The organism is Caldicellulosiruptor changbaiensis (assembly GCF_003999255.1).
GTDB classification, from domain to species: domain Bacteria; phylum Bacillota; class Thermoanaerobacteria; order Caldicellulosiruptorales; family Caldicellulosiruptoraceae; genus Caldicellulosiruptor; species Caldicellulosiruptor changbaiensis.
Window position 1 is genome coordinate 1,423,841 of the sequence record NZ_CP034791.1, and the last position, 21,769, is coordinate 1,445,609.

A 21,769-nucleotide genomic window follows, 5' to 3' on the forward strand; every position below is an offset into this window, starting at 1 on the left:
CAATTCCTCCTATGAGTTATTTAAACCAAACAATCTCTTTATTTTGCCAAAAAAACCTAAGTTTTCTTCATTGCTCACAATAGGAATATCCTCACCTAATATTCTTCGTGCTATATTCCTATACTCCTGTCCTGCTCTTGATTTTTCGTCTGTCACAATTGGTTCTCCTTTGTTTGTAGAGATAATGATCTTCTCATCGTCTGGAATAATCCCTAAAAGGCTAATTGACAATATCTCTAAAATGTCATCAATGTCCATCATATCCCCTCGTTTTACCATGTCAAATCTAATCCTGTTAATGATAAGCTTTGGGTTATGTAATTCATAAGCCTCTAAAAGACCAATTATTCTATCAGCATCTCTGACAGCTGAAACCTCAGGAGTTGTTACAACAATTGCCTTATCTGCACCAGCAATTGCATTTTTGAAACCTTGTTCAATCCCCGCTGGACAGTCAATTAAAATAAAATCAAAATCTTTTCTAAGTTCATTACACAGATTTTTCATCTGTTCAGGTGAAACAGCAGTCTTATCCTTTGACTGAGCAGCTGGCAGAAGATAAAGTCCTTCAAACCTTTTGTCTTTGACCAAGGCTTGTTTTGGCTTGCATCGTCCTTCCACAACATCAACTATGTCAAAGACTATTCGATTTTCAAGCCCCATCACAACATCTAAGTTTCTAAGACCAATGTCTGCATCAATTAAAAGAACCTTTTTACCAAGTATACTCAAGTAAGTTCCCACATTGGCAGTGGTTGTTGTTTTACCAACACCACCTTTACCAGATGTAATTACATATACCTCTCCCATTCTTTAAAACTCTCCTTTTTATTAAGTTTTTAAAATTGACTTACAGGCTTTATTACAATTGTGTCATCTTCAATGTATGCAACTTCTGGGACTCTTTCTTGCTCTTGATTCTGTTCGTCAGGTGCTCTGGCAATTATATTTGCAATTCTAATTTGAACAGGATTCATCTCAATGGCGAACACAACTGCATCTTTGTTGCCTGATGCTCCTGCATGCGCCACACCTCTCAAAGCTCCTAATACAATAATGTTATTTGCTGATATGACTTCAGCCCCTGGGTTTACATCCCCAATTATTATTATATCTGTATCTGATTTTACAACCTGCCCTGACCGTAACGTACCTTTGTATATTTTTGCATCTTTAGAGCTGGTTGAAAATAACATCTTCTTCTCATCTGACTCATTTGACATTGGCACAAGGTGATGAAAGTTAATTTCGTCCCACGGGAATATTATATCATGTACTCCTCCAAATGTCTTCATGATATCTATCAATTTTTGCAATTCATAACTATTTAGTCTTCTTCCTATAAATTGAATTGGAATTTCATAACCTGAAAAGAAGTTTTTACCATTAACAATCTTCTGCTTAAAGTAATCACAAATGGTATCAAAATCACAGCTATTGTCCAAAATAACAGCTATTCCTTTTCCAAAACCTTTCAATACAACTGGTTCACTCAAACCTGTTTCCCCCTTTTAATGCGATGTAGCGCCTTGCCCATTTTGCAAGTCAAAATAGCTATCAATTATATCCCTTGCAACATATGCAGCATAAGAACCATGTCCACCATTTTCTAACACAACAGCAAAGGCAATTTGCGGATCATCGTAGGGAGCAAAACCGACAAACCAACCATGTGCATCCGAAGAGGTAGAATACTGTGAAGTACCTGTCTTTCCTGCAACAGTAAAAGGCAAATCTTTAAACGCTTGTCTTGCCGTACCTCCTTCTTCACTTGTGACACTCTTCATCCCTTCAAAAACTGCTTGTTTTGCAGCAAGCGACATATTGACCCTACTCAAAACCTTTGGTTTTGAATTGTAAATAACCTTTCCATTTGCATCAACAATTTTATCTATTAGATTTACCTGATACCTTGTTCCGCCATTTGCAACAGTTGCAATAAAGCTTGCCATCTGAACGGGAGTAAATGCATTTATAGACTGACCAATTGCTGCTAAAACTGTGTCACCAGGATACCATGGCTGGTTGAATATCTTCTTCTTGTTTTCCTCATTTGCAAGAATACCATTAGACTCCCCATCAAGTTGGATATTTGTTTTTCCGCCCAGTCCAAACAAATTGGCATACTTGTCAATCCTATCAATCCCAAGCCTTCTACCAGTTTCATAAAAAAACACATTGCATGAAACCTTCAACGCATCGACAACATCTACCCATCCGTGTGTTCTGCGGTATCTATTCCATAGCCAACAAGCTGGCATAAAACCAGATTTTGCATAGTACATGTATCGGCCCGTATCTAATATTTTTTCGTTGGGTTTTATCACACCTTCTTGCAAGCCTGCTATTGCCGTCAAAATCTTAAAAGTTGAACCAGGTGGATAAACACCTGCAATAGCCCTATTAAACATTGGCCTGTTAGGGTCATTTATTAGTTTATTCCACTCATTTATTGTAATTCCTTTTATAAATATGTTTGGGTCATAAGAAGGATAGCTTGTGAGTGCAAGGACATTTCCTGTTTTTACATCAATCACAACAGCTGCTCCTGCTGTTGCCTTTGGGAATCTTTCACCAAACTCTCCGTTTCTTATTTTTTCTAACACCTTTTTGAGCGAGTTATAAGTAACCTTCTGCAATTTGTTATCAATTGTGAGGTAAATATTTGCTCCTTTTATTGGCTCTTTCTCAACCTTGACATTATTTATTCTCCCAAACTTGTCAACTTCAATAAGCTGTATTCCATCTTTGCCACGCAAATAATCTTCATATTTCTTTTCTATTCCCTCAACTCCAATGAGACTGTCTACCGAATATCCTTTGTCTTTTAACTCTTCATACTGCTGTTGTGTAATTTTCCCTACTCTTCCTACAACAAAAGCATTATAAATTGCATCTTTATACACCCTTACCGCCTTTACATCTATGTTGACAAAAGAAAATTCTTTTCGTCTTTCCTCTATTTGTGCAATAGTTTTCATTGAAATATCTATTGCTATTGTAATAGGTTGGTACATCTGATAATAATTGTAAAATAACATATCCTCAATTGCCATAACCTGAAGGGTTAAATTCAAATCAAGATTGTCTGGGATGTAAAACCTTTTTCTAAGAAGATTAAATGCTTGCTCAGCGGTATAATTTAAAGGTATATTTCTGTCCTTTTTCCATTGGTGTTCAACCTTTTTGGCAAGTTTTTTGTCATTTATACCAAAGTCAAATCTTATAGGATTTATAGCAATTTTGAACTGATTTAATATCTTGTCATTATTTTTATTTAAAATCTTAACTATTTCAATTATCTTTCTTGTAAACTCCTTCTTCTCCTCTTCTGTTCTAAGCTGCTGAGTTTTTAAAATCTGCAGGACATATGCTGGTCTATTGTCAGCAAGAGGCCTTCCGTTTCTATCAAAGATGATTCCCCTTGGCGCCTCTAAATTTGCTTTTTGCATAATTCTTCTCTCTGAAACCTCATAATAATAGTCGCCCTTGATTATCTGAAGATAACCAAGGCGAACAATTAATATAGTTGTCATGCATATAAAAAGTATGTATAAAAATGTCCACCTATTGAAAACTTTCTTTTCTCTTAATTTTTCAATAAATAATATCTTCATTCTTCTTTTAAATTTCTCCCCTTTTTAAGTCTGAGAAGATATTTACTCTCTTTTGATATAACAAAGTAAATAAATATTCCAGATATTGAGTCTAAAATGAACTGAATCACTGAGGTACTTAAAATCAAAGACACATTAGGTACGGTTTTGTTTACATAGCTCTCTATTAAATAATGTAAAAGATTTTTAGACAGCAAAAAGCCAAAAAGATAGATTAAAAAGATTTCTATTCTCTCTAAATAGATCCTCTCTTTTAATCGTTTGTTTACAAATAGGAGCACAACCATCAGGAAGACATTTATAAAAAAGCTGTTGGTAAATAGGGAACAAAATATAAAAATTAAAACCACATTTGCAATTAGAGCATCAGTAAACTCAAAAAAAATTACATTACACACAAGAAGTGGAATGTACAATAATATTGAATTTCCCTTTATATACACAATTTCTTGTAAAACCGTCTGCAGCACAGTCGCTCCAATTATATTTGCACCGTATAACATCACCTTATTTTTAAACAATTCACCTAACACCTACCGAAAAATTGATACCTTTTACTTTTTTTAGTACCATGACATACTCTATATTTTCGATATCTACCGCAGGCTTTATCAGTATGTTCTTCGTAAGTTCAAACTTGTCATTTTTTATTTGGACAATCTTTCCTATTACAATGCCTTTTGGAAATATCTCACCCATTCCAGATGTAATGACAACATCATTTACTTTGACCTTCGAATCTTTTGAAACATATTTAAGTTCACAAAGCCCTTTTCCCATAAGGTTAAGATTTCCCCTTACAACTCCAATATCCCTTGTTCTTACAACCATGGCAGATGCCGAGAAATCTGCGTCTAATAAAGTCTCAACCTTTGCCCAATTCAGGCCACAGTCAACAATACTACCAACTAAGCCTTGGTTGTTAACAACCACCATATTCTTTCTAATTCCATCTTTCAAACCTTTGTCTATAATAAAATAACTTAACCACCCCTCAGACGACCTGAGTGTGACCCGCGCCACTTCATAATCAGCAGCTGTCTCAATTTGATTTTTAAGCCCAAGAAGTTCTTTTAGCTTTTTGTTTTCACTTTTTATTTCTTCAATTGTTACTCTATCAGTGCTTAGTTTGTCAAGCTGTTCTTTTAGATGTTTATTTTCGGCAATAATCTGATTCAAATGTGTAATACCATTTATATATTCCTTTATACTTCTAATTATTTTAACAACCTTAGAATTGACAGGAACATAGCCATCTTTCATCTTTTTCGAAATTATATTAGAGTCATAGTTTTGGATAGAAATTATAGTTGCAATAATGCTAAACAAAAAAGACACTATAATAATTATTGCAATGAAAACGTTCTTTTTCAAAACATTTCATCCTCCACTATCTTGAGCTCCTATTAATCATAACCTTCTGCAATGTTTCAAGCTCTTCTAACGCCTTTCCTGCTCCAAGCGCAACACAGTCAAGTGGTCTTTCTGCTATGTGAACAGGCAAACCTGTCTCTTGCTTAATTAGCTTATCAAGCCCTTTTAAAAGTGCTCCTCCACCTGTTAACATTATCCCCCTTTCCATAATGTCTGCTGCAAGCTCAGGAGGAGTCTTCTCAAGGGTCTGTTTAATTGCATCAACTATTGCCATAACAGGCTCTCTTAAGGCATCCCGTATCTCAGATGAAGAAACCTTTATTGTTTTTGGAAGGCCAGTTATTAAGTCTCTCCCTTTAATTTCATACCATTCTTCTTTTTCCAATGGATATGCTGAGCCAATTTTTATTTTTATTTCTTCTGCTGTTCTATCACCAATCATAAGATTGTATTCTTTCTTTATATAATTTGAAATAGCTTCATCAAACTCATCCCCAGCAATTCTCAAAGATTTGCTGGTCACAATACCACCAAGCGAGATTACTGCAACTTCAGAGGTCCCACCGCCAATATCAACCACCATACTCCCTGCTGGCTCGTCAATCGGAAGACCAGCACCAATTGCTGCTGCCATTGGCTCTTCCATTATATAAACCTCTTTTGCACCTGCTTTATATGCTGATTCCTCTACTGCTCTTCTTTCAACTTCAGTGACCCCTGATGGAACGCAAATAACCACTCTCGGCTTAAGACCCAACAGAGATTTTTTGTATGCTTTTTCTATAAAGTATTTTAGCATAACCTGAGTAGTATAAAAATCTGCAATAACTCCATCTTTTAGCGGTCTGATAGCTACAATATTTCCAGGTGTTCTTCCAATCATTTCTTTTGCTTCATTGCCAACCGCTAAAATTTTTCCTGTATCCTTTTGAACAGCAACAACAGAAGGCTCGTTTACAACAATGCCTTTGCCACGTAAATGAACCAATGTATTTGCTGTGCCCAAGTCAATTCCTAAATCTCTATAAAGCGACTTTAATAGCCCCATCATAACTCTCCTTTCATCAAGTCATATCCTAATTTTTGTAGCATGGTGTTTAGCTTGTACAGGGGAAGACCAACAACATTGTAAAAACAACCTTCTACCTTCTCAACTATCAAACTTCCAAAACCCTGAATCGCGTATGCTCCTGCCTTGTCAAAAGGTTCACCAGTTTTTATATATCTTAATATCTCTTCGTCACTCATCTGTTTTATATAAACATAACTTTTTTCAAAGTCAACTAAAATTTGGCGACAACTATCATCAATTATGCAGACACCTGTAAAAACTGTATGGCGTTTGGCGCTTATCTTTTTTAACATGTAAAAAGCTTCCTCTTCATTTGATGGTTTGCCAAGAATAGTGCCTTCTATGAAAACAATTGTATCGGCTGAGATTATTAAAGAATCTTTTGCGCTCTCACCAAGCCTCCTGAAAACCTCTTCACCTTTTTTCTTAGCCAAATTCATCACATTTTCCTCAGGTGGTAAATCATGGTCAACAATTTCATCTACATTTGAAGGAACTATATCAAACTTTATTCCAAATTGTTTTAAAAGTTCTATTCGCCGTGGAGAAGAAGATGCAAGTACCACTTTTTTCAATTTTGAAATATAACCCCTTTCGCTTTTTTTTGAAATTATAACCTCACTTTTAGTTTGTGGCAAAATTGAGACCTCTGATATTTTATTATATCATTTAAATGTTGCAAAAAAAATAACTTTTGATAAAAAAAGAAGCTGGCAAATGAGCAAACCAGCTTCTTTTAAAAAATTGTAAGATATTTTTATGGCTCCTTTTTAATACAATGGTCTCCTCTTATAATGTGTATGAAGTATATGATGCGCCTTTTCACTATTTGGATGTCCTAAGAATTCTTCATATAGCTTTTTGATTGTTGGATTTTCATGAGACTTTCTTATTGGCAGTGACCTATCCTCGTCATATATAGCACTTGCTCTGAGCTTTGCAACATCTACTTTTTCTCTTACCTTTGCTGGGACAATTGGCTGGCCACCGCCCATTATACAACCACCAGGACATGCCATGATTTCAATAAAGTGATATTCCTTTTCACCATTCTTAACCATCTCAAGCAGTTTCTTTGCATTAGCAAGCCCATGTGCAACTGCAGCCTTTATCTTCATTGTACCAACATCAATTTCTGCCTCTCTTATTCCTTCTAAACCACGAACCTGTGTAATTTCTACATTTTCAAGTGGCTTCCCTGTCAAAATCTCGTATACTGTTCTAAGTGCTGCTTCCATTACACCACCTGTTGTGCCAAAAATGACACCTGCACCTGTTGCATCACCCATTGGGTCGTCAAAATGATTGTCTGGCAGGTTAACAAAATCTATTCCTGCTTCCTTTATCATCCGGGCAAGTTCTCTTGTTGTCAGCACAGCATCTACATCAGGATATCCACTTGCTGCAAGCTCTTCTCTTTGCGCTTCAAACTTTTTGGCTGTGCATGGCATTATGGAGACTACAAACATGTTAGCAGGATCAATTCCCATCTTCTGCGCATAGTATGTCTTCAAAATTGCTCCAAACATCTCATGTGGAGATTTGCAAGTTGATAAATTGTCTAAGAATTCTGGGAAGTAGTGTTCACAGAATTTTATCCATCCGGGTGAGCATGAAGTAATAAGCGGAAGCTTCCCACCATTTTTGATTCTATTTATAAGCTCTGAGCCTTCTTCCATGATTGTAAGGTCTGCACCTGTGTCTGTGTCAAATACCTTGTCAAATCCAAGCATCTTAAGAGCTGTTACCATCTTACCTGTCACACGGGTCCCAATCGGAAGACCAAATTCCTCACCAAGCGCAACTCTTACAGCTGGTGCTGTTTGAACAACAACATATTTGTTCTTATCAGCCAAAGCCTTCCATACAATATCAGTAGAATCCTTTTCACGAAGTGCCCCGACAGGGCATGCTTGAATACACTGACCACACATTGTACATGCAACATCATTCAAACTTCTATCAAATGCTGTTGAGACAACTGTTCTAAAACCTCTATAGTTTGCATTTATAACACCAACTTCTTGGACATTTCTACATACATTAATACATCTTTTGCAAAGTACACACTTGTTCGGGTCTCTAACAATTGAAGGAGAAAAGTCATCAAGAGGCCGTCTTATATTTTCACCTTCATATCTTATCTGCTTGACATTCAAATCTTCAGCAAGTTTTTGAAGTTCACAATTACCACTTCTGACGCATGTTAAGCAGTTTCTGTCGTGGTTGGACAAAATCAGCTCAAGGTTAACCTTTCTTGCTCTTCTTACTCTTTCACTGTTTGTGATAACTTCCATACCTTCTGACACAGGATAAACACAAGCTGCTTGCAAGCTCCTTGCACCTTTTACTTCAACAACACACATCCTACAAGCGCCAATCTCATTTATACCTTTTAAGTAACAAAGGGTTGGAATTTCAACTCCTGCTTCACGTGCTGCCTGCAGAACAGTGTAGTCCTTTGGTACCTGAAGTTTCTTGCCATCTATTGTTATATTCACCATCTCCATTTGTTGTACCCTCCTTCTTAAGCCTTCTTAGAGATTGCTTTGAATGGACATTTTTCTATACATACTCCACACTTAATACATTTTGTCTGGTCAATCTCAAACGGCTTCTTAATTTGACCAGTTATAGCATTTGCAGGACAGTTCTTAGCACAGATACCACAGCCTTTGCAAAGATCTTTGTCAATTACAATTCTCAAAAGTGCCTTACATGCCCCTGCCGGACATCTCTTTTCTTTGACATGTGCTTCATATTCATCTCTGAAGTATCTTAGTGTACTCAAAACTGGGTTTGGCGCTGTCTGACCAAGTCCACAAAGAGCGCTGTCCTTAATTGAATATGCAAGCTCTTCTAACTTCTCTAAATCCTCTTCTGTCCCGTTTCCACTTGTAATCTTTTGCAGTATCTCAAGCATTCTTCTTGTTCCTATTCTACATGGCGGACACTTTCCACATGACTCATCAACTGTGAACTCTAAGAAGAACTTTGCTATATCAACCATACATGTATCTTCATCCATTACAATCATGCCACCAGAACCCATCATTGTCCCAAGCGCTGTGAGTGAGTCAAAGTCAATAGGCGTGTCCATTAAAGATGCAGGAATACATCCACCAGATGGTCCACCTGTCTGAACAGCTTTGAACTTCTTACCACCTGGTATTCCACCGCCAATGTCTTCGACTATCTCTCTTACAGTTGTCCCCATTGGAACTTCAATAAGCCCTGTGTTGTTAACCTTTCCAACAAGTGCAAATACTTTGGTACCCTTGCTCTTTTCTGTTCCGATTGATGCAAACCACTCTGGTCCTTTGAGGATTATAACAGGAATATTTGCATACGTCTCAACATTGTTCAAAAGTGTTGGTTTGCTCCAAAGTCCCTTTACTGCTGGGAATGGTGGTCTTGGTCTTGGCTCTCCACGATGACCTTCAATTGATGTCATTAAAGCTGTCTCCTCACCGCAAACAAATGCACCAGCACCAAGTCTTATCTCTATATCAAATTCAAAGTCTGTTCCCAAAATATTCTTGCCCAGAAGCCCATACTCTCTTGCCTGGTTTATCGCAATCTCAAGTCTCTTGACAGCCAGCGGATACTCAGCCCTGACGTAAACATAGCCTTGTTTTGAGCCAATTGCATAACCAGCAATTGCCATAGCCTCAATAACAGAATGTGGGTCACCCTCTAAGATGCTTCTATCCATGTACGCACCAGGGTCACCTTCGTCAGCATTGCAGACAACATACTTGACATCACCTGGTGCTTTTGCTGCAAATTCCCATTTCAAACCTGTTGGGAATCCACCGCCACCTCTTCCTCTCAAGCCCGACCTTTTTACCCAGTCAATTACCTGCTCTGGAGTCATCTCTGTCAAGACCTTTGCTAAAGCTTTGTATCCGTCGTATGCTATATACTCTTCAATGTTTTCTGGATTTATAACACCGCAGTTTCTAAGAGCAATTCGCATCTGTTTTTTGTAGAACTTGACTTCATTTAAGGACTTTATCTGGCCTTCTTCAAGTGACTCTTTATACAAAAGCCTTTTTACTATTCTTCCTTTTAAAAGATGTTCTTCCACAATCTCTTTTACATCAGAGTCTGCAACCTTACTATAGAATGCACCTTCGGGATAGACAATGACAATCGGACCTTCTGCACAAAGTCCAAAACATCCTGTACGAATTACTTGAACCTCGTCTTTTAAATTGAAGTTTTCTATCTCTTTCAAAAAAGCGTCATATATCTTGTCTGACCCGCCTGATGTACAACCTGTCCCACCACATACAAGAACATGTGCTCTATATAATGGCATTATAGCTTACCTCCCTTTTATTTGTTTGCTTCTTTATTTTCTTCATAGCCAATTGTGTATTCATATACTGGCTTTCCATTCACAATATGCTCAGCAACAACTTTTGAAACTTTTTCAGGTGTCATTTTTACATATGTTACCTTCTCTTTGTTTGGCTCATATACTTCTACAATTGGCTCATATTTGCAAAGACCTATACAGCCCGTCTGAACAACTGTTACATTCTTAAGATTTCTTTTTTGAATCTCCTCAACAAACTTTAGCATAACAGGTCTTGCACCTGCTGCTATCCCACATGTTGCCATACCAACTACTATTCTGATTCCCTCTCCTTGCTGTTTTCTAAATTCGAGCTCTTCCAATGCCTTTTTTCTTATCTCTTCAAGCTCCTGAATAGACTTAATCATTGAAATTCGCACCTCCAAATAAATTTGATAACCCTCTTGAAAGCTCTTCCTTAATAAACTCTTGTACACTTGGCAAATTGAGAGGTACACCTTCCCCAAGAGCACTTTTTAGCTTATTTGTATCAAAAACAAACTCTTTTTTGTCGATTCTGTGCACATAAACAAAATCCACATCCGGTGTACCACATACTAAAAGGAGTAGTGTATCAACAATATTCCCAATCGGTGGCCTGTCAATATGCGAATGCTGCAGCTTAATTTTTACCTTTGTGCCATTTTCAGATGAGTCAATAATAAGCTTTCCATTACAGTCTTTTGCAAGCTGTGAGGCAAGTGCCAAACCAAGTCCTACCTTTCTTGTTTTCCTTGTAGTATAAAAAGGATTTGTCACCTCATTTATTAACTCTTTTGGTATACCTCTCCCATTGTCCTCAATTGAGATTAAAAATATGTCATTTTCTAAATCTTCAACAATCTCAATCTTGACAAACGTTGCCCCAGCCTCAATTGAATTTTGCACAAGGTCAAGGATATAAAGTGAAAGTTCGTTCAACCAAATCACCCTATTTTATTCTTATCACACAGACAGTTTGTTAAGTTAATATCTTGACAAGATATTTTCAATATCTTCAGGTGCTAATTTTCCATAGACAGTGTTATCAATTACAACAACAGGTGCAAGTCCACAAGCTCCTAAGCATCTTGTTGCTTCAATAGAGAATTTCCCATCTTCAGTTGTGCCACCAACGTCAATCTTTAAAAGCTCTTTTAATTTATCCAAAATTTTATCTGCACCTTTTACATAGCAAGCAGTTCCCATGCACACACTAATCTTGTGGTCACCTGTTGGTTTTAATGTAAACCTGGTATAAAATGTTGCAACCCCATAAACCTCTGCCATTGGAATGTTCAGACCCTCTGCAATTCTCTTTTGTACCTCGTATGGCAAGTATCCAAATAGTTCTTGTGCCTCATGCAAAACAGGAATTAGAGCACCTCTTCTTGATTTGTTTTTTTCAATAATCTCATCAAGTTTTTTGAAGTTTTCCTCGGTCAGATTTTTGCCTTGGCAACAAGACATTAAATCGCATCCCCCTTCTATTGTTAGAAATTTAACATATTCAATTACACCTACTTTCTCTATTGTAACATATAATAGGGTATAAATGAAGTATAAATTTTGGAGAATTTACTTGAAAAATATTGTATACAGTATATCACTTTCAATAAAAAACTCCTTTTCGTTAATATCCCATAGATGATGTGCATCAGAAGAGTGTAAAAAAATGTACCTGCTATCTTTGGGCAAAAGATTTGTAAATTCAAATTCATTGACTTTTGAAACTTCTAAAAGAGAAACATCTTTTAGTTCATCTGGTAATGTTCCCAGCCTTCCAATTATTCCATAGGATTGTCTATTGATATGAGCTGGAACAAAAATCATATTGTAAAACTTTGAAATTTCATAAACTTGAAATATACTTAAATTCAGTGGTTGGAGCAGAAGTTTTTTATAGCTTCCGACAATATTGTCTTCCTTGTCCACTAAGAACTGATTTCCATATATATCCTCTCTCAAGGCTATGTTTGGAAGGTTTTCTTCAATAATCTCTTGAAACTCTTCCACTACAGAGAAATCTTTGAAATATAAAAGAACATGGACTTCTTCACAAGTTTCTATCTCAACACCTGGGATAAATAAAATCCCAAGATGTTTTGCAACCTCTAAGAACTCTTTCAAATTCAATGTAGAATTATGGTCTGTTATGGAAATTACATTTAGTCCCTTTATCTTTGCCATGTTTATTATATTATTTGGGGTCATGTCATTGTCAGCACAAGGTGAGAGCGCAGAGTGAATGTGCAGGTCATAATAGAGTTTCATTTTGACCTTCCTTCTCTTGAAGAATCAGTAATTTTGCGGTCTCAAAATGAGAAAGCTCGGTTGTGAAAATAGGAATATTTTCCTGTTTAGATTTTTGAAGCATATTGGCATCTGGCTTTACACCTTCTGTTAATATGATAGCCTTCACATCTCTCAAAGTTGCCACTGCAATGACATTTATGTTGTTCTGAATTGTTATCCAGATACTGCGATCTTTGATATGTGAAATTGCAAAGCTCAAAACATCTCCAATATACACATTTTCGTACACATCATCATCTCTAATAACATCATTCACAAGGTTAAAATATTTTCTTAGGTGCGCAACTCTTGGCATTTATTCTTCATCCCTTTCAAGTGATGGTGGTAGTTTATTTGAAAGCTCAACCATTTTATTTGCAAGCTCTTTAATATTTTCACGAAGGATAAAGATACAATCTGTATCGTTTGCCAAACCTCTGACTATGTCCTCTGCGAGGGTTTTGCATGTTGGAGAACCACAGGCACCACAATCCAAACCAGGCAAAATCTTTAATATCTCATTTACCCTCTCATACTTTTTCATAGCCTCTTCTATATCAGAATCAAGCTCTAATACAGGGTTTGCCTCCAATTCTTTTCTAAACAAAAGGTCTTCCATCTTTATTCCAAGGTCATTGACAATTTTTCGAGTATTTTCTTCTAATATTTGGGCTTTGTCTGCAAGTTTAGAAGACCACTTTTTGATTCTATTCTTAGCAACATACGGATTTTCTACCGTCAACGGTCCACCCACACAACCCCCACTGCATGCAAGTCCTTCAAAGTAAACAATATTATTCAGCCTTCCATTCTCAATCTCTTCCAAAACCTTTATAACATTATGAATCCCATCCACATTTACATACTCATCAATTCCCAAGGCTAAACTCTCTCCACCAGATGCTGCCCATCCAATCCCTTTGCCGGATGAAATAGAAATAGGTTCTACATCATTCATACTTTTCAACTTACTTCTAACAAGCCCATAAATATCCTTGATAGCAATTACTCCATCTACATATGACCTTTCAAACCCAAGTGGCAAGTTTACGTAAGTCATCTTTGCTGCACAAGGTGAGATGAAAAAAGCACCTATTCTGTCTATCTCAATGCCTTTTTGCCTGTTTATTCTCTTTTTTGCGAGGTGGGCAGCAACCTCCATTGGAGAAGCAAGTGGGAGGATATTATCAATCAAATCTGGGAATTTTGTCTGGATAAGCCTTACCACTGCTGGGCAGGCAGAAGAAATTATGGGTCTTTTATCTCTCTTTTTTGAAATAAACTCCTTTGTGAACTCTGTCACAATCTCTGCTGCTTTTGCCACTTCAAATATGTCGTCAAATCCTATTTCTAACAATGCATGTAATAGTTTATTGATATCATCTGTTTCAAATTGAGCATAAAATGAGGGTGCTGGTAGAGCAACTTTATATTCGTATTTTTTTATATCATCTAAACTATTTGTTACAGCATATTTTGCGTGATACGGGCATGTTCGTATACACTCACCACAGTCTATACATCTTTGATCGATAATTCTGGCTTTTGAACTTCTCACTCTTATTGCTTCTGTTGGACACTTTTTAATACAATTTGTACACCCTCTGCACTTCTCTCTGTCAAGCATTATCGAATGCAGATTAAAAGGCATTTTAAAATTCACTTCCTTAAAAGAATATTAAGATAATTTAAATTATTTGTTGAACACGACCATATACACCCTTGTTCCAGTGCCTTTTTGGGACTCAATCTCAAAATGATCAGAATATTTTTTCATATTAGGAAGACCCATACCCGCGCCAAATCCTAAGTTTCTTATTTCTTCAGGAGCTGTCGAGTACCCTTCCATCATTGCAAGTTCAATATTCTCTATTCCAGGGCCTCTGTCTTCAGCAATTATTTCAATCTTGTCTTTTGAGATGATGGCTTTCAAAACTCCACCTACAGAATGTATAACAATATTCATCTCTGCTTCGTATGAAATAATGGCAACCTTTTTCAAAATTTCAGGCTTAACTCCCAACTTTTTTAAAGCATCCTTAATCTTGCTTGAGGCCTCTCCAGCTAATACAAAATCTCCAGCTTTGATGTCAAATTCCATTGAAAGCAGCATCTTTTCAGCACCTTTCTTTTCCCAACCCATTTTCATAGAGTATTCCACATGCCTGAAACATTGGAAAGTCTGTAGAGTAAAGAGCTATGCATTTCTCTTTTGCCAACTTCAACATCTCTTCTGAGGGTTGCTTTCCACGAACAATTATAACAGCCTTTATATCCATCATTTCAGCTGTACGAATAACCTGAGGATTGACAAGACCCGTAAGGAGAATTACCTTTTCCTTTACAAAGGCTAAAACATCACTCATCAAATCAGAACCACAAGCATTCAAAAATTCTTCTTCAGAAAGCTCTTGAGGCTCAAAAAAAACCTTACATTTCAAGAGATCTTTTATTTTTGATAATTTCATAACTTTAAAAACCCCCATCCAACTTCATATTCTTTTTCCTCCCAAAGATTCAAAAGCTTCACTGACAACCTCTTGTACCTTACTTTCTGTTAATACATTTTGCGGTAAATCTTCTTGTTTGAGGTAAAGTAAATATTCAATGTTTCCTTCTGGACCTTTAATAGGAGAGTACGTCAAGCCTTTTATGCTAATACCTAAGGAGAAATAACAATCAATCACCTTTTTAATAACACGAACATGTGTTTGACTTGACCTCACAACTCCTTTTTTCCCAACCTCCTCCCTTCCTGCTTCAAATTGAGGCTTTATTAGCAAAATGCCTTCAGTACCTTTTTCCATAAACTCCTTTATTTTATGTGCTATAAGCGTCAATGAGATGAATGAAACATCACATACAACTATATCAATTCTATCAGGTATCTTTTCTCTCTCAAAATACCTAAAATTTGTTTTCTCAAAATTGATAACTCTTTGATCTTCTCTTAGCTTCCATGCAAGCTGGCCATAGCCAACATCAACACAGTAGACCTTCTTTGCACCATGCTGCAAAAGGCAGTCTGTAAACCCACCTGTGGATGCTCCAATATCTAAGGCAATTTTTCCTGAGACCTCTACATTAAAAAAATTCAATGCCTTTTCCAGTTTAAGTCCGCCTCTGCTTACAAATTTCAGCTGTTCTTTTACTACAATCTGAGCATCGCAATCAACCAACTCCCCTGCCTTTTCAATCTTTTGATTGTTTACATAGACATTTCCGCTCAAGATAAGTGCCTTTGCTTTTTCACGAGACTCTGCAAAACCTTTTTCAACAAGTAAAATATCTGCCCTCTTTTTCAATCTGCTATCAACTCCATAATGACATTTTTTAAATTCTCTTTGTCCAAACCAAGTAAAGAATAAAGCTCACTAATTGATCCGTGCTGAATGAACTTATCTAGAAGTCCAATATGTTTTACCAAATTCAGGCTATTGATTTCAGCAATAATACCTTTTATCTTTTCACCAAGACCACCAATTACAGTATTGTCCTCAACAATTAGTATTTTTTTATGAGTCTTTGTTATTTTTTCTACAAGTTCAACATCTAAAGGTTTTAAAAATCTTACATTTATTAATGTTACATTCAAATTGTTTTCTTTAATAATATCATACAACATTGAAACATGTCTTCCAACTGTAAAAATAGCCAAATTACTGCCTTCTACTAATATTTCAGACTTGCCAAATAAAATTGGTTCATAAACCCCAACAATCTTGGTTGTTCCTCTTGGATACCTTATTGCAATAGGTCCATCATGGTATGCTGCGGCAAAGTCTAACATCATTTCAAACTCTTTTGTATCCTTTGGAGCCATCACTGTTAAGTTTGGTATTAATGTCAAATACGATATATCAAAGCTGCCGTGATGTGTCTCGCCATCTTCACCAACAAGTCCTGCCCGGTCTATACAAAATACAACATTTAGGTTTTGAAGACATACATCGTGAATAATTTGGTCAAATGCTCGTTGTAGAAATGTAGAATATATTGCCACAAACGGTTTGAAACCTTCTTTTGCAAGGGCTGCTGCAAATGTCACAGCATGTTCTTCAGCAATCCCAACATCAAAAAATCGCTCTGGATACATCTTCGCAAACTTAGTAAGCCCTGTTCCATCGGGCATAGCAGCCGTTATTCCCACAATCTTTTGATTTTCCTTTGCAAGTTCGCATAACTTGTCTCCTAATACTTCTGAAAAACTTTTGGAATTTGTATCTGTTAAATGATTGCCTGTCTCTATGTCAAATGGTGGAACACCATGATACTTTTCAGGGAACCTTTCAGCGTGTTCATATCCTTTTCCTTTCTGTGTGACAATATGAACCAAAACAGGTTTTGTCAAATTTTTAACATTTTCAAAAACTTCACACATCTTCTTTATGTCATGCCCATCAATCGGCCCATAATACTCAAAACCCAAAGCTTCAAAAAGCATGCCCGGAAAAAGTATATATTTAAGACCACCTTTTAGCTTTCTTACTAACTGATTAAGCTTTTCTCCTATAAATGGAATATTTGCAACCAATTCATCGGTAGCTTTTTTTAGTTTAAAATATCTGGGCTGTGTTCTAACCTTAGACAAATACTTAGCAATCGCGCCTACATTTTTTGAGATTGACATTTGATTGTCATTTAATATTACAAGAAGCTTTCCATTATACCTTCCTGCATTGTTAAGCCCCTCATATGCAAGCCCACCTGTCAACGCTCCATCTCCTATTACAGCAATCACATTATAATCTTTGTGATTTAGGTCACGAGCAATAGCAAATCCTAACGCAACTGAAATAGAAGTTGAACTGTGTCCTGTGTCAAATGAGTCATAGATACTTTCTTTTGACTTTGGAAAACCACTCAAACCTCCTAATTTTCGCAAAGTAGCAAACCTTTCTTTCCTTCCTGTCAAAATCTTATACACATAGCATTGGTGACCTACATCCCATACAATTTTGTCCTCAGGCGGATTAAATGTATAGAGAAGTGCCAGTGTAAGCTCCACAACACCTAAATTTGCTGCTAAATGTCCACCTGTATTTGCAATGTTATATAATAAAAATTCTCTTATCTCTTCAGATAAAGTATATAACTCTGATATGCTGAGCTTTTTTATGTCCTCAGGATAGTTTACTTTTTCTAATATACTCAAATCATCTCACTTCCTACTTCTATGTCTTTATAAATATGCTAAGAATTTTTCCACTTATTTTCACTATATCATAACTTTTTTTGATTGCAAAATACTTGCCAATTGCTTTACCTGAAATTGTAAGAGCAGCAACAGTTGCTGTTAAAATCAGTGAAAGAAACACAATATCAGCGTTACTATTCTTTGAAATGTAGAAAACAATACTTGCAGAGAGCGAACCGCTCAATATCCCACAGATGTCTCCTATTACATCATTGCAAATTGAAGAAACTTTACTTGCATTTTTAATGAGCCAAATACTGTTTTTTGCTCCTTTAACTTTTTTTGCAGCCATGGCATGAAAAGGAACTTCATCAGCAGCAGTAGTTGCTATACCTATTATATCAAATAAAATTCCCAAAAGAATTATTATAAACAATAGTACAAATGATATAGTAATTGGTAATTTTTCAGACACAATACTCGAGATGTAATTTAGAGAAGCAGACAATAAAAAGGACAATACAAATAAAAACACCACCCATTTAAAATACTCTGACTTTTTGGTTTGTGTCTTCTTACTCCCCATTTTTCCTCCCCAATATATAAAAAAACTTTTTTATCTTACATTGAAAGTATACAAATTTATGGGATAGGGTGATTTTACGAAGGGTAAATTTTGCGGCTTGAGGTCTGGTAGGATTTCCCCCAAACTTACCTCCCGTCGCCAGGAGGCGGTTTCCCTTTAAAAGTTTGGGTGTGCGGTTGCCCAACACACAACCAGATCGCCACTAAGTCCGCACTTTAATCCCCTTCGTAAAGCCGAAAATCGGCACAGCCTAGGAGCTTTCCTCGACAGAGGGCATGCTTTCTAGCCTCTTTTGCGAAATAGATTTCAGGCCTCAAGACTCCTCTAAAAACGGGCCCTATTTTTAGAGGAGCCATAAATTCGGCCATCCGTCTATCTCGCTCAAGGCAGGCTACACTACCCCAAGCACATCTACTTAATTATAGATGCACCTGGCGGTAGGTTTTACTAACGCACAAAAAGAATTTAACCTTCCTTTTGTGCGTTAGCCTCCACGGGAAAAGGGTTCCATCCTGCATGCCATTGCAGGACTCCCTTATCCCTTACTCCCAGCTTCAACCCCTGACTGGGCGTCAGAAGCCAAAACCAGGAACTTCATCGGTGTGCCCTTTGGCGGATTTTTAGGCCCGCCTTCGAAAGCAGCCACTCTGACTAGGATACTGCATCACCCTATCCCATATTGCAGACATTTCTTATTTAGTTTTCAGAATAATATTATACCATAGCCTCTTTTTAGCTTCAAATCATTATAGTTGCTATTAAAATGCCAAGAAGTGCTCCAACAAACACCTCTGTAGGTTTGTGCCCTATAAGCTCTTTCAACTTGTGCTGGGGCTTGTAATGTGGTGAGAAGTACATTTCTATGAGCTCATTTAGTGTCTGTGCTTGTTTGCCAGCTTCTCTTCTCACACCTGCTGCGTCATACATCACAATCAATGTAAATGTCAATGAAATAGCAAAACTTGTTGAGCTAAAACCATCTATAAACCCCACCGCAGTTGAAAGCCCGCAGGCAAATGCTGAATGAGAACTTGGCATCCCGCCTGAGCTTATGAACTTTTTAAAGTCTATCTGGTGTGTCACGAAGAAGGTTATTATTATCTTTAAACATTGGGCAATAAACCAGCTAACAAAGCCAACTTGCAGAGCCCTGTTTGTAAATATCTCATATATGACCTGTTTCATCTTCCCATCAACCAATCTTTATGAGATTTGCATATGATAAAAGTAATCTTTTCTGTCCAAACTTCTCAAAGTCTATCAACACCTCATTCATATCCTCTGAAACAGATAATACTTTCCCAATACCAAATTTCTTGTGCTGTATTATATCACCAACAGCCAAAGCCTTTTTGGTACTGCTTTCTGTATTACCACTGATTTGTGTACCTGAAGATTTTATAATCATAAGTGGTGTATATATCTGCTGGATATATTTTGTTGGAATCTCGTCAATAAAACATGATCTTTGCCTTGATGAAAATCGCCCAAAAACTCTTCTGTTGTTTGCATATGTTAGAACCAATAACCTCTTTGCTCTTGTAATTGCCACATAACAAAGCCTTCTTTCTTCTTCAAGTTCATTTTGCAACTCAATTTCATTTTCTGACCTCATAAGAGGAAATAACCCTTCTTCAAGACCAGTCAAAAATACCACTTCAAATTCTAAACCTTTTGCAGCATGGACTGTCATTAACATGACTTTATCTTCTTTTTGACTGTCATCTTCTTCAAAGTTCAGGGTAATTGAGTTTAAAAAGTTTTGTAAGCTTTTATCTTCATTTTCTTCTTCAAACATAGCTGCTGCACTGATTAGCTGTTCTATATTCTTTGCTCTTTGGAAATCTTCCTCATTTTTACTTGAAAGCAAGCTCTCCATATACTTTGTCTTATCAAGCACAAGCTCAATTACCTCAACCACTGACTTTGACTCAGCCTCAGTTCTTATGCGTTCTAAAAGTAAAATAAAGTCATATAACTTTGCATAGGTTCTTCTGTCAAACTCAAAGTTTCCTTTTTCTTTTAACAACCTATAAGCAGAAATTCCATACTCATCACTCAAAACCTTTATCTTTTCTACTGTGCTTGGCCCAATTCCCCTTTTTGGTACATTTATAACTCTAAACAAACTTAAGTTGTCATCAGGATTGGTTATGAGTCTTAAATATGCAATAATATCCTTTATCTCTTTTCTTTCGTAAAATCGCAAACTTCCTACAACCTTATAAGGGATTGAATGAGAAGAAAGAGAATTTTCAAAGTTTAGCGACTGCGCATTTGTCCTATATAGGATTCCTATTTCAGAAGGCTTAATTCCACTTTGTATAAGATTCTTTATTGACATTGAGACAAAATTTGCTTCGTCTATCTCATCAAATGCTGAATAAAGATAAATCTTTTCGCCTCCGTTATTATCTGTCCAAAGACTTTTTGACTTTCTATATTTGTTGTTCTTTATAACCTCATTTGCAGCAGACAAGATTATCTTTGTAGATCGATAATTTTTTTCAAGCTTTATCACCTTCGTATCTGGAAAAACATTTTCAAATTCTAATATGTTCCTTACATCTGCGCCCCTGAAGCTGTAAATACTCTGATCGTCATCGCCTACAACACAGATATTTCTGTGTTTTTGTGAAAGTAGATAAATCAAATAAAACTGTGCATGGTTTGTATCTTGATATTCATCTACTAAAATATATTTAAACTTATGCTGATACTTTTCTAAGATGTCTGGGTTTGTTTTAAAGAGCATTATTGTATAGTACAAAAGGTCGTCAAAGTCAAAAGCATTATACTCTTTTAAGAGTTTATTATAAAGCCTGTAAACCTCAACAACACGTGGGTCTACATTTCCTTCTTTATAAACATCAGAAGGGTCTATTAACATATTCTTGAAATTGCTGATCAGTCTTGAAACAAACTTAAGCTCAAGTCTCTCTTCATCTATATTTAGCTTTGTAAAACACTCTTTTAAAAGCTGATTTTTATCTTGCATGTCAAATATGACAAAGTTATTAGAAAATCCTATATTATGTGCTTCCATTCTAAGTATCTTAGCACATGCAGAGTGAAATGTAGAAACCCACATCTCCGAAAAAGACTCCACACTTACAAGCTTTTTTATGCGCTCTTTCATCTCATCCGCTGCTTTATTAGTAAATGTTATAGCCAGTATATTGCTTGGTTTTGCTAACCCCATATTCAATATATATGCAATTCTGTATGTGATTACTTTTGTTTTGCCAGAACCAGCCCCGGCCAATACTAAAAGCGGTCCTTCTGTTGAAAGAACCGCCTCTAATTGTTCTTTATTTAACTCTTTCAACCACTCCATTTTCCTCTA

22 protein-coding genes are annotated in these 21,769 nt (G+C 36.5%); all 22 read right to left on the reverse strand.

The features are described from left to right. Window positions 1–9: 9 nt before the first annotated feature. A complete protein-coding gene (gene minD / locus ELD05_RS06945) occupies window positions 10–810 on the reverse strand; it encodes a septum site-determining protein MinD (RefSeq protein ID WP_127351861.1) in 801 nt (266 codons plus the stop codon). Between the two features lie 29 nt (window positions 811–839). Further along, window positions 840–1,496 (reverse strand): septum site-determining protein MinC, encoded by a 657-nt coding sequence (gene minC / locus ELD05_RS06950; RefSeq protein ID WP_127351862.1) that lies wholly within the window; start codon window positions 1,494–1,496, stop codon window positions 840–842. Between the two features lie 15 nt (window positions 1,497–1,511). Then, complete coding sequence (gene mrdA / locus ELD05_RS06955; RefSeq protein ID WP_127351863.1) at window positions 1,512–3,617, reverse strand: penicillin-binding protein 2; 2,106 nt, start codon at window positions 3,615–3,617, stop codon at window positions 1,512–1,514. After that, entirely contained in the window at window positions 3,614–4,138 is a 525-nt protein-coding gene (locus tag ELD05_RS06960; RefSeq protein WP_127351864.1) for a hypothetical protein, read from the reverse strand. The genes mrdA and ELD05_RS06960 overlap by 4 nt, the downstream gene beginning before the upstream one ends. 1 nt (window position 4,139) lies before the next feature. Further along, the gene (gene mreC / locus ELD05_RS06965; RefSeq protein ID WP_127351865.1) at window positions 4,140–4,991 is read right to left on the reverse strand and encodes a rod shape-determining protein MreC; all 852 of its coding nucleotides are present in this window, start codon (window positions 4,989–4,991) and stop codon (window positions 4,140–4,142) included. A 16-nt stretch (window positions 4,992–5,007) separates the two neighbouring features. Next, complete coding sequence (locus ELD05_RS06970; protein ID WP_011917385.1) at window positions 5,008–6,039, reverse strand: rod shape-determining protein; 1,032 nt, start codon at window positions 6,037–6,039, stop codon at window positions 5,008–5,010. Continuing rightward, the gene (locus tag ELD05_RS06975; RefSeq protein ID WP_127352938.1) at window positions 6,039–6,647 is read right to left on the reverse strand and encodes a Maf family protein; all 609 of its coding nucleotides are present in this window, start codon (window positions 6,645–6,647) and stop codon (window positions 6,039–6,041) included. The genes ELD05_RS06970 and ELD05_RS06975 overlap by 1 nt, the downstream gene beginning before the upstream one ends. Before the next feature lie 186 nt (window positions 6,648–6,833). After that, entirely contained in the window at window positions 6,834–8,573 is a 1,740-nt protein-coding gene (locus tag ELD05_RS06980; protein ID WP_127351866.1) for an NADH-dependent [FeFe] hydrogenase, group A6, read from the reverse strand. A 17-nt stretch (window positions 8,574–8,590) separates the two neighbouring features. Beyond that, window positions 8,591–10,387, reverse strand: coding sequence for an NADH-quinone oxidoreductase subunit NuoF (gene nuoF, locus ELD05_RS06985; protein WP_127351867.1), 1,797 nt, complete (start codon window positions 10,385–10,387; stop codon window positions 8,591–8,593). 17 nt (window positions 10,388–10,404) lie between these two features. Further along, window positions 10,405–10,794, reverse strand: a complete 390-nt coding sequence (locus tag ELD05_RS06990; protein WP_039767706.1) for a (2Fe-2S) ferredoxin domain-containing protein — start codon at window positions 10,792–10,794, stop codon at window positions 10,405–10,407. After that, a complete protein-coding gene (locus ELD05_RS06995) occupies window positions 10,787–11,347 on the reverse strand; it encodes an ATP-binding protein (protein ID WP_127351868.1) in 561 nt (186 codons plus the stop codon). The genes ELD05_RS06990 and ELD05_RS06995 overlap by 8 nt, the downstream gene beginning before the upstream one ends. A 45-nt stretch (window positions 11,348–11,392) precedes the next feature. Then, window positions 11,393–11,875 (reverse strand): NADH-quinone oxidoreductase subunit NuoE, encoded by a 483-nt coding sequence (nuoE, locus tag ELD05_RS07000; protein WP_011917379.1) that lies wholly within the window; start codon window positions 11,873–11,875, stop codon window positions 11,393–11,395. A 108-nt stretch (window positions 11,876–11,983) separates the two neighbouring features. Next, window positions 11,984–12,679, reverse strand: a complete 696-nt coding sequence (locus ELD05_RS07005; protein ID WP_127351869.1) for a PHP domain-containing protein — start codon at window positions 12,677–12,679, stop codon at window positions 11,984–11,986. Next, on the reverse strand, window positions 12,663–13,016 hold the full coding sequence (locus tag ELD05_RS07010) for a DRTGG domain-containing protein (protein WP_127351870.1): 354 nt from the start codon (window positions 13,014–13,016) through the stop codon (window positions 12,663–12,665). Before ELD05_RS07010 ends, ELD05_RS07005 begins: the two co-directional genes overlap by 17 nt. Continuing rightward, on the reverse strand, window positions 13,017–14,351 hold the full coding sequence (locus ELD05_RS07015) for a [Fe-Fe] hydrogenase large subunit C-terminal domain-containing protein (RefSeq protein ID WP_127351871.1): 1,335 nt from the start codon (window positions 14,349–14,351) through the stop codon (window positions 13,017–13,019). It abuts the gene before it with no gap. A 42-nt stretch (window positions 14,352–14,393) separates the two neighbouring features. Then, window positions 14,394–14,813 carry an ATP-binding protein gene (locus ELD05_RS07020; protein WP_127351872.1) on the reverse strand — a complete coding sequence of 140 codons (420 nt, stop codon included), beginning with the start codon at window positions 14,811–14,813 and terminating at the stop codon, window positions 14,394–14,396. A gap of 4 nt (window positions 14,814–14,817) precedes the next feature. Continuing rightward, complete coding sequence (locus ELD05_RS07025; protein ID WP_039767782.1) at window positions 14,818–15,168, reverse strand: DRTGG domain-containing protein; 351 nt, start codon at window positions 15,166–15,168, stop codon at window positions 14,818–14,820. A gap of 24 nt (window positions 15,169–15,192) precedes the next feature. Continuing rightward, window positions 15,193–16,005, reverse strand: a complete 813-nt coding sequence (locus ELD05_RS07030; protein WP_127351873.1) for a TlyA family RNA methyltransferase — start codon at window positions 16,003–16,005, stop codon at window positions 15,193–15,195. Next, window positions 16,002–17,855 carry a 1-deoxy-D-xylulose-5-phosphate synthase gene (gene dxs, locus ELD05_RS07035; RefSeq protein WP_127351874.1) on the reverse strand — a complete coding sequence of 618 codons (1,854 nt, stop codon included), beginning with the start codon at window positions 17,853–17,855 and terminating at the stop codon, window positions 16,002–16,004. The genes ELD05_RS07030 and dxs overlap by 4 nt, the downstream gene beginning before the upstream one ends. Window positions 17,856–17,874: 19 nt before the next feature. Continuing rightward, window positions 17,875–18,423: a hypothetical protein gene (locus ELD05_RS07040; RefSeq protein WP_127351875.1), complete on the reverse strand. Its 549-nt coding sequence runs from the start codon at window positions 18,421–18,423 to the stop codon at window positions 17,875–17,877. A gap of 738 nt (window positions 18,424–19,161) precedes the next feature. After that, entirely contained in the window at window positions 19,162–19,608 is a 447-nt protein-coding gene (locus tag ELD05_RS07045; RefSeq protein WP_127351876.1) for a divergent PAP2 family protein, read from the reverse strand. Between the two features lie 7 nt (window positions 19,609–19,615). Next, window positions 19,616–21,760 (reverse strand): ATP-dependent helicase, encoded by a 2,145-nt coding sequence (locus tag ELD05_RS07050; protein WP_127351877.1) that lies wholly within the window; start codon window positions 21,758–21,760, stop codon window positions 19,616–19,618. Window positions 21,761–21,769: the final 9 nt, after the last annotated feature.